Origin of the sequence: Anaerotruncus sp. 1XD42-93 (genome assembly GCF_009917605.1) — a bacterium.
In the GTDB taxonomy this organism is placed as follows: Bacteria; Bacillota; Clostridia; order Oscillospirales; family Ruminococcaceae; genus Anaerotruncus.
Genome location: NZ_QZEG01000043.1, coordinates 13,675 through 27,231, shown reverse-complemented (window position 1 = coordinate 27,231; position 13,557 = coordinate 13,675). Strand labels below are relative to the sequence as shown.

The window sequence follows — 13,557 nt, the reverse complement described above, 5'->3', positions numbered from 1 at the left end:
TTGTGTCGTCGCTCACGAGACAGCTTAGTTATAATATCACGTTCCCCTTTCTTTGTCAACACCTTTTTTCATTTTTTTTAAAGTTTTTTTGCTTTCTATTTCCATCCACTAAATCTTGACAAAATTCGACAATCGCATCCAATATATAGGATGCTTTTCTGTTTTTCAGAGGTATAAAATCCCCTTCTCCCCCACATACTACAAAAAAATCCGTTGAATAAGGGGGCAGCAATTCATGTCCAAATCCGAAAAAAAATTAACCGTCTCGGTTTTCATCATCCGTATGATATCCCTTTCAATCGCCTGCTTCCTGTTGCTCGGACTGGCTGTCTACACCATCCGGCTGGACAGCGTCACATCTGTTCTTTCCAAATCCGGCTCCCGCGGGGAAGAAGTCCGTCAGATTCAGCAGAAGCTCAAGAACTGGGGATACTACACCGGCTCGGTAGATGGTATCTTTGGGGTACAGACCAAAAAAGCGGTAGTTGCATTTCAGAAGAAGAACGGCCTAAACCCGGATGGAATCGTCGGCCCGGCTACCTTAAAGGCACTGGGAATCTACAACTCCCAGCAGACGGGCGGGAACGGCGGCTATTCCAACAGTGATGTTGCGCTGTTAGCCAATATTATCTCGGCGGAGGCACGCGGGGAGCCGTTCGAAGGGCAGGTTGCGGTTGGGGCGGTGGTGCTCAACCGGGTGGAGCATCCTTCCTTTCCGGATACGATTTCCGGCGTGGTCTACCAGCCAGGCGCTTTTACGGCGATTACCGACGGGCAGATCAACGAGGCTGTAGCTGAATCCGCACGCAAGGCTGCACGTGAAGCGCTCAAAGGCGCCGATCCATCAGGCGGCGCAATCTACTATTATAATCCAGATAAGACCTCAAACAAATGGATCCGCACCCGTCCGGTGATCAAACGGATCGGCGCACACCTGTTCTGCAAATGAGGTAAGCCAATTATTTTTTCAAAAGTGCTTTCTTCCAACGGTTTTTCCTATATAATATGGAAGAAAGCGTTCTGCAAGACAAACTATATAAGAGATCATCTATCTGGAGGACCCCATTATGACCCTGCAAAAACCTGATCTGCGCATTCTGACCGTCTGGAGGATTCGCCTGCTGGTGACAGCGGTGGCCCCTTCAGCGGTTACTGCCTATTTTTCCATCAACCGTACCTGGGCCTGGTGGCTGTTCAGCGCGTCCTGGATCGCGGCATTCCTCTATTTTTACATAGGATACTACCCGATCAAATACCGCAAACTATCCTATTCGATCAACCAGGCCTGTCTGGTGGTCCACTGCGGGGTGATCTATACCCGCATCAAGGCAATGCCGCTTGTCAGCATCCAATATGTATCGGTATCGTCTACGCCGCTCCAGCAGTTGTTTGGACTCTGCTCGCTGGTCGTCTACGCGGCAGGCAGCACCCTTCGCCTTCCAGGGCTGCCGTTGCAAGATGGGATTCTCTTACAGGGAGCGCTCACCCCTGACGGAGGGTCGCATGGATAGGCGGGCGCGTGCAGTGCACGCCCATCCGTTTTCGATCCTGACTTATCTCTATAAATTTCTTTTCCTGCTCATCTTCCCGTTGCTCCGCGGTTTCCTTTCGGCATTGCAGGGCGGGCTGATCCGGTGGGTGCAGGGTGCCTGGCTTGATCTCTTGATGGTCGCCCTGATCCTGTTCCTTTCCTATCAAAAGTGGAACCATTTCCGATATTATTTTGATATATCCGGTCTTTATTATACCCAAGGTATATTTTTAAGGGAACAAATCTGGATTCCAAATACCAGAATTTCGGCCTTATCGGTACTGCATCCTTTCTGGCTGCGGCCATTCCGAATTGCGCAGCTGCGGGTTGACACGGTTGCACGCAACCCCAAAAAAGCGGATCTGACCTTTTACCTGCGGTTTGATCGTGCGGCACAGGTGCTAGCCCTGCGCCAGCAGTCGGTCCCGACAGAAACCGGCGGCGGTTATGCATACCGTCCTGGTTTACAAAATGTAATATTTTTATCTTTATTTACATCTAATAGTTTTATTGGCATTCTGATCGCCTCCACCTTTATCTCACAGGCGGGGCAGATTCTCGGGCAGGAGCTGTCCGACCTGCTGCTTTCGGTGTTCGAAGCACTGGCCTATCGACTGGCGAACGACCTTCCGCACCTAACAGTCGGGTTGATCGCCTTTCACCTGCCCCCGATTGCAGCAGGGGCTGCGCTGGCGCTGATCGGCGGATGGATGGTGGCGTTCACAATGAGCCTGCTGCAAACACATGGGCTCTGCACCCGGCGGACAGCGGAACTGCTCCATCTGCAAGGCGGGGTGCTGACGAAAAAATTCTATCAGCTTCAGATCAAAGAGATCAGTTTTATCGATATCCGCCAAAGCCTCCTGACCCGCCTGTTTCGGCTCTACTCGGTGTTTCTCGACGGGATCGGAGTTGGCAAGGAACAGTCTGACATCGCGGCTGTCATCCCGTTTTCGACCCGCAAACACGCGATGGGCCAGCTCGACCGGCTGCTGCCGGAATTCCAGCCCAGCCCGCGCGCACTGAAACCCAACGCCGGAGCAATCTTCAAATTTCTGATTGAACCACTATGGCCCTGTATCCTGATCCCACTGGCATCCTTTCTGGGCACCCGATATCTGCCAGCCTGGGCAGCGATCCTGCAATTCGCGGGGCTGATGCTCTCCATCCCGGCTTACTGGTTTCTCGGGGTCAGACTGATGGATTTTTTCTCTTCGGGCGTCTCAAAAAGCCAAGATTTTTTTACCCTTCGTTATTCAAGCGGATATTATCTACACACAGTAGTGATTCCCTCCGACAAAATTTCACTGGTGAACATCCGGCAAAGTATTTTACAGCGCGGGGACAACCGCTGTGACCTGGTGGTTTCGACCCGCGCGGAAGGGCAGCGGAAACACCACATCCGCAACATCGACTGGGATGCCACCACAGAGCTGTTTGGCGCGCTCGATTGCTGGACGCCAAAAGATGCAGGGATCCCCAACTGGTACGAACGCCTTTTCGCGCTGCTAAAAATACGCTTTCTTCCCTTTTTAAAATAGGAAGCCGTACCGACAGCCGCCGCGCACATCCTGCCGGTAAATTTTCTGCCTGTTTTGTCAAAAAAGCTGGAACCGTAAAAGGTCCCAGCTCTTTTTGCAGTTTCAGCCGCCTGTGTATTTGGCGAATGGCACCATTTCCAAAAGCCTGCAATCGAGGAATATCAGACAGACTGCGGATAACAGCGCGTCTTAGGGCCTGTTTAGCATCTAAAGTTTTACCCGATTTTTTTTCAAAAAATCGCGGTTTCCAAAGGCAGTGAGGCAACGGAAGTTTGGGTTCCAGCCCAAACTTCCGGGGCGCAAGCGCCCTGCTTCGGGGGACTTCTCGGACCTGCGGTCCGAAGCGCGGCATACGCCGCGACGCCCCCTCAGTTTGCCTTGCGGGCGAGGGGTCGGCGACCCCTCCCCGTAGGCCCCTCCCTTCCGGGCTGGGTGCCGCTTTTTTCCAAAGCTAAAGTTTTACTCGATTTTTTTCAAAAAATCGCGGTTTCCAAAGGCAGTGAGGCAACGGAAGTTTGGGTTCCAGCCCAAACTTCCGGGGCGCAAGCGCCCTTCTTCGGGGGTCTTCTCGGGCTTTCAGCCCGAAGCGCGCTTCGCGCGACGCCCCCTCAGTTTGCCTTACGGGCGAGGGGTCGGCGACCCCTCCCCGTAGGCCCCTCCCCGACAAGCTGGGTTGATTTCTTCTTTTTTACAATTTAAAGTTTTACTCGATTTTTTTCAAAAAATCGCGGTTTCCAAAGGCAGAGCCTTTGGTCGCTCATCGCAATGAGCGAAATACTTTAATCCTGTGAAGCGCTTTTTTCGGGTGAATTGCCGCGAAGCGGCAAGAGGGGGCTTTTTGTAAGAGAAAAAGCCCCCTTGCATCAAGAAATGCGAAACAGCTTCTTACGGCTCCTGACCCGGAACCGCATCCTCAATCGCCCGGATTTCACTGAAATGGATATTGAGTCCTAAAGATCTCCCATCCCCTGTACCCAAGACTTCGGCCGGGCTCCAAAGCTCTGAAACTGTAAATGTGATCCGCAGGAAAGTCTGTCCTGTGTCCGGGAGCGCTATGCAAAATTCCCCTGCCTCCTGTTCGACCGGCAAGACCTGCGGTTCCTCCTGTTCCACCTGGATGGTTACATTGTACGGCTTTTTGACCGATCTCAGCACCTCTGCAGGGATGTTATAAGGAACTGCAACCGCATGGATTGGTTCCTGATCTTCCCGGATAATGATCTGGCTTTTGACCTCAGACATCCATTGTGCATACGCCTCGGAGTTCTGATACTCGCGTCCGTGGAATCCAAAATCCGCAGCTGCAATCGCATCCGGCTCATAGTTCAGCAGTCCAAGCCCCTCCTGCTGCCCGGCCAGGCAATAGCGCGCGGGATGGCCGCACTTGTGGCAGATGAGCAGGCGGAGCGGGTTATATAAGGCTTCTGCGGTCGCGGGCTTGTAGAACAGGTTTCCCGCAATCTCCTTTTTTACAAAAAATGCATTCACCCCGACCAATCCGGTACCCACCAGCTGGTATCCCAAACGCTCCCCCAAACGTTCCAACGCTTTCAGAGAAGCCCCATGCCAGTCCGATCCTTCCCAGACATGATATGCATGATACGCCATCTTCCAGTCACAGTCAGGCGGGAGCTTTCCATTGTATTCGATGATAACCACACGAGGGGATACCGCCGTGACTGCCTCCCATATATAATAGTCATTTCCGTCCACATCAATGCTCAGCAGATCGATCTCCCCGCTGAACCCCTGCTCCGAAATCAACTGGTTGATGTTCTCTCTCGTGATGAACGCGCGTTTACATGCCAACTGTCCGGTTTTCAGCACCGGATAAAACCGTTTCTGAATTTCCTGAATCGCTTCCCCATCCCCGTCCATCCACAGGCCGTTCCATCCCTGGAACAGTAAATAATGGCAGTTGCTTTCCAGACCATTCTGCACGCCAAATTCGATAAACGTTTTATTGGTCACACCGATTCTTCTGAAAATCTCCTGGATAATCCCATCCTCATCGTTCTGGGAGTAGACCTTGTATCCATACTGCTCCAGACATTTTCTTTTTTTCAGGCGCTTTTCGGTCAACAGGTTCCACCGCAGGCCGCCCCAGATTGTATGCTCTTTTAACAATAAACCGCTGAAATCCATATGACACTTCTCCCCGACATTCCCCATGATTCCCAGAACGAAGTCTGGGAATCATGAAAAGACGTCTTTTCATTTAAAATCTGTTTTATAAAGCATACCGGGAAGCCTGCCGATTGTCAACTATGCCTCTATCTCGAAAATCAAATCCACATCCTTAATTTTCCCATAGTCGGTCATATTGACAGGGATAAACCCCACATAGCGATATCCCTTGGCTGCATACTCATCAATCAGCCTCCGGTGCTCCTTTGAGCCTGCCCCCAAAAACCTGTTGATATGCACTTCCACATATTCATATCTCATCCTGAAAACCTCCCAAGGTCAAAAGGCAGCGCGGGAAACCCGAGCTGCCTTTTCCTGTTGATTTGGACGCTGTCCGGCTTATGCCCTGCTCACGCCCGCGCTCTGGAGCGCCTCAATCAGCTTTTTGTTGAACATCCCGGTAATCTTGTGCTCTTCCCCATTTTTGAGCCGCAGATTGATGGTGTTCGCCATGCCGGTCGAGAACGATGCAATCTCTTCAAGCGCATACTCAAATGCGGAAGAAGCTCTCCCCTGTGACGGGTCAAAGGACACCCGCAGGTTGGTCACATACAGGGTGCCCGGGTTCGCCTGCGGCAGCATCATAAATTTCACAATGTGGGAAGCCGCAGCCTGTGCGATCATTTTTTCGTTTTCGCCCAGATTCAATTTTGCCATTTCCATTCAGCCCTTTCTTAATTTTGAGAGGAATCGACAGATTCCTCTCTTTATAAAGCAAGTCCTGAAGGGCTTGCTCAAACGCGGAGCAGCAGATCGGTATAGGTTGGAATTGGCCAGCTCTCCCGGGACATGATTTTTTCGGCAGCATCACAGGAGGTGCGCAGGCTCCCCATGCAGACGCGGATCGTGCCGCGCATAAAGGTTGCGTGCGCGTGCACATCCTCGATCGACTGGCTGCGGGCATACGCTTCCCGCAAAGCTGTCAATTCGGAATCAATCTGGTCGGTCAGCGCGGTGAGGCTTTTCAGCATCGTCTCGGCCGACTGGCTGTGCATCCCGGCCTGCTTCAGTTCATTGACCGCGTGCGCAACCTGCCCGGCATACTGCACCACTGCCGGATAGACCTGCTGCCGGACCATCTCGATCATGGTGGCTGCCTCAATGCTGATGATCTTCCCATAATTTTCGAGCAGGATTTCATGGCGGGACTGGCATTCCGCCGGGGTAAATACCCCGTAGCGCTCAAACAGCGCGATATTTTCGGGCAGGATCAGCCGGTCAAACGCCTCGACCGCCGTTTCAAGGATCGGAAGCCCGCGGCGCTTGGCCTCTTCGACCCAGGCTTCTGCGTAGTTATTGCCATTAAAGATGATCCGCCCATGCCGGCTGACCGTGTCAGCGATGATCGAACCGATCTCGCTGTCCCGGTCTTCGGACTGCTCCAAGCGGTTGGCAAACTGGGTAAATACATCTGCCAGAGCGGTATTGAGCACCACATTGGTGAGCGCGATCGACTGCGCCGAGCCGACCATGCGGAATTCAAACTTGTTGCCGGTAAAAGCAAATGGGGAGGTACGGTTCCGGTCGGAATCGTCCTTTACAAGTTCCGGAAGTGCAGAAACACCTGTCCGGAGCAGCTCCCGCTGTGCTTTGCCCAGAACCGCCCCTTCTGCCGCATCGAGCAGCGACTGTGTCAGGCTTTCTCCCAGGAAGATCGAGATGATCGCGGGAGGCGCTTCAAAACCACCGAGCCGATGGTCATTGCCCGCCGAAGCAGCCGAGGCGCGCAGCAGGTCAGCATGCTCGTCCACCGCCTGGAGAAACGCAGCCAGCAGGAGCAGGAACTGCCGGTTTTTGATCGGGTCTTTGGAAGGGGAAAGCAGATTGATCCCATCGTCGGTGGCAAGCGAATAGTTGTTGTGCTTGCCCGAACCGTTGATCCCGTTGAACGGCTTTTCATGGAGCAGACAAGCCAGTCCCAGCTTTTTGGCGACCGAGCGCATCGTCTCCATGGTGAGCTGGTTATGGTCGCAGGCAACGTTCGCCTGGTCGTAGACCGGGGCCATCTCGTGCTGGGTAGGCGCAACCTCGTTGTGCTTGGTCTTGGAGGGCACGCCGAGCGCCCAAAGCTCCTCATCCAGCTTGTTCATGAATTCGGCCACCCGCAGGCGGATCCGCCCGCAGTAGTGGTCATCCAGCTCCTGTCCCTTTGGGGGCTTCGCACCGAGCAGGGTCCGTCCACAGATTTTGAGGTCGAGCCGCTGTTCATAAAGCCCGCGGTCGATCAAAAAATATTCCTGTTCGGCGCCCACCGTCGGGATGACACATTTTGAGGTGGTGTTGCCGAGCAGCCGCAGCAGCCGCACAGCCGCATGGTTGACCGCCTCCATCGACCGCAGCAGCGGGGTTTTCTGGTCGAGCGCCTCACCGGTATAGGCACAGAATGCGGTGGGGATATAGAGGGTGCCGTCCTTGACAAACGCCGGGGAAGTGGGGTCCCACGCGGTATATCCCCGGGCCTCGAAGGTGGCGCGCAGCCCGCCCGACGGAAAGGAGGATGCGTCCGGCTCCCCCCTGACCAGCGCCTTGGGTGAAAAGTCGAGTACAATCTCTCCATTGCCGGTCGGCTCGATGAACGCATCGTGTTTGCCAGCCGAGATATTGCTCAGCGGCTGGAACCAATGGGTATAATGGGTGGCGCCGAGCGAGAGCGCCCAGTTCATCATCCCGGACGCCACTGCTTTTGCCATCGCCGGGTCAAGCGGCTGGCCGCTGTTCTGCGTATGTTTCAGCCCCTCATAAACCTCTCTGGAGAGGTACTCACGCATTGCTGCATCTCCGAACACCCGGGAACCGAACAGTTTGTTCAGATCCCGGGACTTTTCCGCATAGGTTTCCATAAAACTCCTCCTCTATCTCTTTCGAGCCAAAGCCAATTTTTTAGTCTGTTCTGTGCCTTCGACAGGGGGGCTTTTTCTCTTGCAAAAAGCCCCCTCTTGCCGCTTCGCGGCAATTCACCTGAAAAATGCGCTTCACAGGATAAAGCGTTCCGCGCTCATCTCGCGCTAAGAGCCCGCCTTCGGCGGGTTGCGCTCGAAACGCTTCGCTGCGGCTCGCAGTGCGGAGCGCATCAGGGGCTCTGCCCCTTGACCCCACAATTTTTTGAAAAAAATTGAGTAAAACTTTAAAAAGCCGTAGAGATAGCCATTTCGTTACAGCAGGTGAATTCCCGAAGCTGCGCAGGCGTCATGCATCTCATCCGACCAGACCGACGCCTGTACTTCTCCGATATGCGCCTTTTGAAGCAGCGCCATGCAGATCCGGCTCTGCCCGATGCCGCCGCCCATCGTGAGCGGAAGCTGGTTTTCCAGCAGTTTCCTGTGAAACGGCAGCGCAGCACGTTCCTCGCATCCGGCGATTGCAAGCTGCCGACGCAGCGCTTCGGCGTCCACACGGATGCCCATGGAGCTGATCTCAAACGCATGGCCAAGCACCGGATACCAGATCAGGATATCCCCATTTAGCGACCAGTCATCATAGTCGGGCGCGCGTCCATCGTGGGGCCTGCCCGATCGGAGCGCCCCACCGATCTGCGAGATGAACACCGCCCCATATTTTTCGGCGACCGCGTCCTCCCGCTGTTTTGGCGTCTTTTCCGGATAAAGATCCTCTAGCTCCTGGCTGGTAATAAAATGGATTCCTTCCGGCAGATACCGTTCGAGCGCGGTAAACCGGTGGCAGAGCACATCCTGTGTTTTGCGCAGCGCATACATCACCGACCGAACAGCGGACTTCAGCGTCTCGAACGACCGCCCCTCCCGGGTAATCACCTTTTCCCAATCCCACTGATCCACATAGACCGAATGCATATTATCCAGGTCCTCATCCCGGCGGACCGCGTTCATATCGGTATAAAGGCCGGTTCCGGGCGCGAAACCATACCTGCCGAGTGCCATCCGCTTCCATTTTGCCAACGAATGGACGATCTCAACATCAGCCTGGAGCTCCAGAATATCAAACCGGACAGGGCGTTCCACCCCGTTGAGGTCGTCGTTCAGGCCGGTCTCGGGGCGCACAAAAAGCGGCGCCGAAACACGGGTAAGCGAAAGCGCCTCCGCCAGTTCCCGCTCGAAGGTATCCTTGGCCAGCTTAATTGCAACCTCGGTTTCCATGATGTCGAGCTTGGAAAAATAATGGGGCGGCAGAATCAGATTTTTCACAGACATGGTATACCATCTTCTTTCCCAAAAATATAAAAAAGATAATATAGTATTCTACCATTTAACGTGGTAAATTGCAAGCAAAATTCACCTGTTATTTGGCGTTATTTGACCGAAAGAATTGAACTGCCTGCGGGGACATGGTATACTTAATCCTGCCCAAACCATTTTTGACAGAAAGAGGCGAGCTTTTATGTTTCACCGTTTTACTCTGACAAGCGATTATACCCCGGGGCAGTGCCGCACAGCACTACAGGGGGCGACCTCTGGGGGCAAGGACAGCGATGCACCCCGCGGTTTTCTATGGGGCCGCTGGTTTCGTCTGGCGCAGTCAGAATATTTTGAAGCTGATGGCCGTTCGAGAATCATTTATACTGTCTATGGCACCATGAAAGCAGGGGAAAACGACCGGACATCAATTGTTTGCTACCAGTTCCAAAGCCTTGCCGATCCTCTCAAATATCTGATGATATGTGCGTTCATCTTTTTCGCGCTTTGTATCGGTCCGATCAGCCTCATGGCTGGGAAACTGCTGCTCTATCTGCGGGCCGCGTTTTTGTCGGGCCTGGTGCTTGTGGCGGCGGACTGGTTCCGCATCTTCCTGTCCTGCAAAGCAACCAAAGAGTCCCTTCCCAGCACCATTGGCGAATTTCTGCGTGAAATCTTACATGCACAGGATTGACAAGCCGGAATCTGTATAGGAGGGGAAAGAATGGAATACAGAGAAGATGACAAACAGTTAAACTCATCATTATTTATACCATTTGTCAACAAGATATGGCCCGGTAACTATGACATGGATAAAACACAGCTCGCGCTCTCAAAAACCATAAACATAACCGCCTACGATGACGGGACGCTTGTGGACTGCCTGCGGATTCTTTCTGACGGATATTATTTTGGAACCATCACCGAACTGCTTGTCCTTCCGGAATACCAAAAGCGGGGGATCGGCAGCAGACTGCTCCAACTCGCAAAAAGGGATACCCCAACCATGCTGTATTTTGGCGCGCAACCGGGTGTGGAGCTGTTCTATGAAAAAAATGGGTGCCAACGAAGCCTCCCGTCCTACATCATCGAAAAAGAGCACCGTGACAGCCCACCTGCTTAAATCAAACCCGTTGCTTTTGAGCGGCGGGAAAAAGCCCGCCAGCCGGAAAATCTCTTGACAATCCACGTAACGGCCGTTACAATTTAATCAGAAAAAACAGAGAAAAGGCGGTGGGCATATGCATCGCAAAAGCTGGCTCGCTCTGGGCTATACGGTACCGGTCAGCCCCTCCAAGGCGCGGGTCTATATCTGGCGCAAACTCAAGGAATGCGGGGCGGAATATTTTAAACAAGGGGTCGCAGTGCTGCCAAACTTCTCCCAGTCGATGCAGCAGTTTTCGATGCTGGCCCAGAAAATCCGGCAGATGGGCGGGGAAGCGTCGATCGTCGAGCTGCGGTTTATCGACCCGGTGGATGAGGCGCAGATGACCGCCCGGTTTCGTAAGCAGGTTGAAAATGAATATCAGGAGCTGCTTGATGACTGCGCTAACGCCCTGCACGAACTGCGTCTGGCCGGGAAACGGCTGACCGAGCCACAGGCCGAACGAATGAAACAGATGGTGAAGCGGTATTGCAAAACCCGTTCAAAGGACTATTTCCAGGAAACGGATACCAACGAGATCGAAGCCGGGCTGAACGAGATGATCGACTGTGTGAAGGGCTTCGCAGATGACCTCGGCAAACAGCTCCGATCGCTGATGGAAAAATAACGGAAGATTTGTCCCTCCTTCTTAAAAAGGGGGCAAGATCGAATGCTGGCGTCCTTGCCGCCGCGTGCACACAGCCAACATCTAAAATCTCTCATTTTTGGAAAAAGCCGCTGCAAGAGCGGCAAAGAGGGCTTTTAGGAATGAACAGTCTGTCCATCACCAGTATGATTCGTTGGATGAAAGATTGCGAAAGAGGGACTTTTCCTTAAAAGCCTCTTTCGCAATTCATTTTTATCCTTTTTCATCCCCGGGCTGTACCGGACTGCTCTTGCATCCTTACAAAAGCGTATGTTATAATTGAACTGTTTAAGAACCCGTATTCACAACCATTCGACACCGTCTGAGCGGGTCTTTTGCCGGCCTGCCGCGTTGAAAAATCTTGCAATACACAAAGTATTGTCTGCGTTTTTTCGCCTTGCAGGGCAGCAAAATCCCTCGCCCATCCGGCATCCTCTGATTATGAATACAGGTTCTAAAAACAGGCGCTTGTCTTTCAGTGTTTTGACAATACTATAAGAAATGAAAAACAGCCCGTCTGAATGGGTGGAAACGGCAGGAGATATATGGCAGATCAAAGACAAAATATCCGCAATTTTTGCATCATTGCGCACATCGACCATGGGAAGAGCACGCTGGCAGACCGGATTCTTGAGCAGACCGAGACGGTCGCCAAGCGGGATATGGAAGCACAGATTCTCGATAATATGGAGATCGAACGGGAACGGGGCATCACGATCAAAGCGCGGGCGGTTTCTCTGACCTATCACGCGGACAATGGTGAGGACTACCATTTCAACCTGATCGACACCCCCGGACACGTTGACTTTAACTATGAGGTTTCCCGGTCACTGGCCGCCTGTGAAGGTGCGGTGCTGATCGTCGATGCATCGCAGGGGATCGAGGCGCAGACCCTCGCCAACACCTATCTTGCGATCGAGCATGACCTGGAAGTGATGCCGGTCATCAACAAGATCGACCTGCCGGCGGCTGAACCGGAACGGGTTGCCCATGAAGTGGAAGACGTGATCGGGCTGCCCTGCCTTGATGCGCCGCGTATCTCCGCCAAGACCGGGGAGAATATCCATGCGGTGCTCGAGCGGATTGTATCCGATATCCCGGCTCCATCTGGGGAGGCGGAATCCCCGCTGCGTGCGCTGATCTTCGACAGCTACTATGACAGTTACAAAGGGGTCATCGTCTATGTGCGGGTCAAGGAAGGAACCGTACGTCCAGGTATGCAGATCCGCATGATGGCCACCGGGGCCGAATTTACCGTAGTCGAATGCGGCGTTATGGGCGCGACCACCCTTGTCCCCCGGCAGGAGCTTTTTGCAGGGCAGGTCGGCTACCTCGCGGCTTCTATCAAAACTGTGCGGGATACGGCGGTCGGCGATACGGTCACCGATGCACAAAATCCCGCTGCGGAACCGCTGCCCGGCTATCGCAAGGTGCAGCCGATGGTCTTTTCGGGTATTTACCCGCTCGATGGTGCGAAATATCCCGACCTGCGGGATGCGCTTGAAAAGTTGCAGCTCAACGATGCCTCCCTTTCGTTTGAACCCGAAACCTCGGTTGCGCTGGGGTTTGGTTTCCGGTGCGGGTTCCTCGGGCTTCTGCATATGGAGATCATACAGGAGCGGCTCGAGCGGGAGTTCAATCTCGATATTATCACCACCCTGCCGAGCGTTGTGTACAAGCTCAGGCTGACCAACGGGGAGGAGCGCTGGATTGACAACCCGACCAGCTACCCAGACCCGGCGCTGATTGCCTCGGCGGAGGAACCGTTCGTGAGAGCGAATATCTTCACGCCAACCGCCTACATCGGCAATATCATGGACCTCTGCCAGGACCGGCGCGGGGTTTATCTGGATACCAAATATCTTGATACCGACCGGGTTGAGCTGCATTATGAGCTGCCGCTCAACGAGATTGTTTACGACTTTTTCGATGCGCTCAAGTCCCGTACCAAGGGGTATGCCTCCTTTGATTACGAATTGTGCGGCTACCAGCCCTCCAAACTGGTCAAGCTCGACATCCTATTAAATGGCGAGATCGTTGACGCGCTTTCGTTCATCGCCCATGCCGAAAAAGCCTATCCGCGCGCCCGCAGGATGGCCGAAAATCTCAAGGAGCACATCCCGCGCCAGATGTTTGAAATCCCGATTCAGGCGGCGATCGGCGGCAAGGTGATCGCCCGTGAAACGGTTAAGGCGCTGCGCAAAGACGTGCTTGCGAAATGCTATGGCGGCGATATCACCCGGAAAAAGAAGCTGCTTGAAAAGCAGAAGGAAGGCAAGAAAAAGATGCGCCAGCTCGGGTCGGTTTCGGTGCCGCCCGAAGCATTTACCGCAGTGCTCAAGCTGGACCAGAACGATTGA

12 protein-coding genes are annotated in these 13,557 nt (G+C 53.6%); 7 read left to right on the top strand and 5 right to left on the bottom strand.

The genetic code is table 11. From position 1 onward, the window contains the following. Positions 1 to 235 precede the first annotated feature (235 nt). The 3 genes from sleB (at position 236) to D5269_RS13235 (ending at position 3,072) form a co-directional block, all read left to right on the top strand. Positions 236 to 949 carry a spore cortex-lytic enzyme gene (gene sleB, locus D5269_RS13245; protein WP_243126857.1) on the top strand — a complete coding sequence of 238 codons (714 nt, stop codon included), beginning with the start codon at positions 236 to 238 and terminating at the stop codon, positions 947 to 949. 118 nt (positions 950 to 1,067) lie between these two features. Then, positions 1,068 to 1,511: a PH domain-containing protein gene (locus tag D5269_RS13240; RefSeq protein ID WP_120485994.1), complete on the top strand. Its 444-nt coding sequence runs from the start codon at positions 1,068 to 1,070 to the stop codon at positions 1,509 to 1,511. After that, the gene (locus D5269_RS13235) at positions 1,504 to 3,072 is read left to right on the top strand and encodes a PH domain-containing protein (RefSeq protein WP_158604979.1); all 1,569 of its coding nucleotides are present in this window, start codon (positions 1,504 to 1,506) and stop codon (positions 3,070 to 3,072) included. The genes D5269_RS13240 and D5269_RS13235 overlap by 8 nt, the downstream gene beginning before the upstream one ends. An 885-nt stretch (positions 3,073 to 3,957) precedes the next feature. Here the strand turns inward: D5269_RS13235 and D5269_RS18345 are convergent. The 5 genes from D5269_RS18345 to asnA form a co-directional block, all read right to left on the bottom strand. Beyond that, positions 3,958 to 5,217, bottom strand: a complete 1,260-nt coding sequence (locus tag D5269_RS18345; protein ID WP_199735738.1) for a hypothetical protein — start codon at positions 5,215 to 5,217, stop codon at positions 3,958 to 3,960. Between the two features lie 120 nt (positions 5,218 to 5,337). Then, positions 5,338 to 5,520: a DUF4177 domain-containing protein gene (locus D5269_RS13225; RefSeq protein ID WP_016317509.1), complete on the bottom strand. Its 183-nt coding sequence runs from the start codon at positions 5,518 to 5,520 to the stop codon at positions 5,338 to 5,340. 78 nt (positions 5,521 to 5,598) lie between these two features. Next, positions 5,599 to 5,916 (bottom strand): hypothetical protein, encoded by a 318-nt coding sequence (locus D5269_RS13220; protein ID WP_158604978.1) that lies wholly within the window; start codon positions 5,914 to 5,916, stop codon positions 5,599 to 5,601. 77 nt (positions 5,917 to 5,993) lie between these two features. Further along, positions 5,994 to 8,099 (bottom strand): glutamine synthetase III, encoded by a 2,106-nt coding sequence (locus D5269_RS13215; protein WP_120485992.1) that lies wholly within the window; start codon positions 8,097 to 8,099, stop codon positions 5,994 to 5,996. 312 nt (positions 8,100 to 8,411) lie between these two features. After that, complete coding sequence (gene asnA, locus D5269_RS13210; RefSeq protein WP_120485991.1) at positions 8,412 to 9,425, bottom strand: aspartate--ammonia ligase; 1,014 nt, start codon at positions 9,423 to 9,425, stop codon at positions 8,412 to 8,414. A gap of 187 nt (positions 9,426 to 9,612) precedes the next feature. On the opposite strand from asnA, the gene D5269_RS13205 reads away from it, so the two are divergent. From D5269_RS13205 to lepA, 4 genes are all read left to right on the top strand, one after another. Then, positions 9,613 to 10,101, top strand: a complete 489-nt coding sequence (locus D5269_RS13205) for a hypothetical protein (protein ID WP_120485990.1) — start codon at positions 9,613 to 9,615, stop codon at positions 10,099 to 10,101. Positions 10,102 to 10,131: 30 nt separating this feature from the next. Next, positions 10,132 to 10,530 carry a GNAT family N-acetyltransferase gene (locus tag D5269_RS13200; protein WP_120485989.1) on the top strand — a complete coding sequence of 133 codons (399 nt, stop codon included), beginning with the start codon at positions 10,132 to 10,134 and terminating at the stop codon, positions 10,528 to 10,530. Between the two features lie 118 nt (positions 10,531 to 10,648). Next, on the top strand, positions 10,649 to 11,179 hold the full coding sequence (locus tag D5269_RS13195; RefSeq protein WP_016317515.1) for a Chromate resistance protein ChrB: 531 nt from the start codon (positions 10,649 to 10,651) through the stop codon (positions 11,177 to 11,179). Positions 11,180 to 11,742: 563 nt separating this feature from the next. Next, positions 11,743 to 13,557 (top strand): translation elongation factor 4, encoded by a 1,815-nt coding sequence (lepA, locus tag D5269_RS13190; RefSeq protein WP_120485987.1) that lies wholly within the window; start codon positions 11,743 to 11,745, stop codon positions 13,555 to 13,557.

Excerpts from the sequence above, each read along its gene's own strand:
- D5269_RS13235 (WP_158604979.1), top strand. The coding sequence starts at position 1,504 with ATGGATAGGCGGGCGCGTGCAGTGCACGCCCATCCGTTTTCGATCCTG.
- sleB (WP_243126857.1), top strand. The coding sequence starts at position 236 with ATGTCCAAATCCGAAAAAAAATTAACCGTCTCGGTTTTCATCATCCGT.
- D5269_RS13240 (WP_120485994.1), top strand. The coding sequence starts at position 1,068 with ATGACCCTGCAAAAACCTGATCTGCGCATTCTGACCGTCTGGAGGATT.
- D5269_RS13205 (WP_120485990.1), top strand. The coding sequence starts at position 9,613 with ATGTTTCACCGTTTTACTCTGACAAGCGATTATACCCCGGGGCAGTGC.
- D5269_RS13195 (WP_016317515.1), top strand. The coding sequence starts at position 10,649 with ATGCATCGCAAAAGCTGGCTCGCTCTGGGCTATACGGTACCGGTCAGC.
- asnA (WP_120485991.1), bottom strand. The coding sequence starts at position 9,425 with ATGTCTGTGAAAAATCTGATTCTGCCGCCCCATTATTTTTCCAAGCTC.
- D5269_RS13220 (WP_158604978.1), bottom strand. The coding sequence starts at position 5,916 with ATGGCAAAATTGAATCTGGGCGAAAACGAAAAAATGATCGCACAGGCT.
- D5269_RS13200 (WP_120485989.1), top strand. The coding sequence starts at position 10,132 with ATGGAATACAGAGAAGATGACAAACAGTTAAACTCATCATTATTTATA.
- lepA (WP_120485987.1), top strand. The coding sequence starts at position 11,743 with ATGGCAGATCAAAGACAAAATATCCGCAATTTTTGCATCATTGCGCAC.
- D5269_RS13215 (WP_120485992.1), bottom strand. The coding sequence starts at position 8,099 with ATGGAAACCTATGCGGAAAAGTCCCGGGATCTGAACAAACTGTTCGGT.
- D5269_RS13225 (WP_016317509.1), bottom strand. The coding sequence starts at position 5,520 with ATGAGATATGAATATGTGGAAGTGCATATCAACAGGTTTTTGGGGGCA.
- D5269_RS18345 (WP_199735738.1), bottom strand. The coding sequence starts at position 5,217 with ATGGATTTCAGCGGTTTATTGTTAAAAGAGCATACAATCTGGGGCGGC.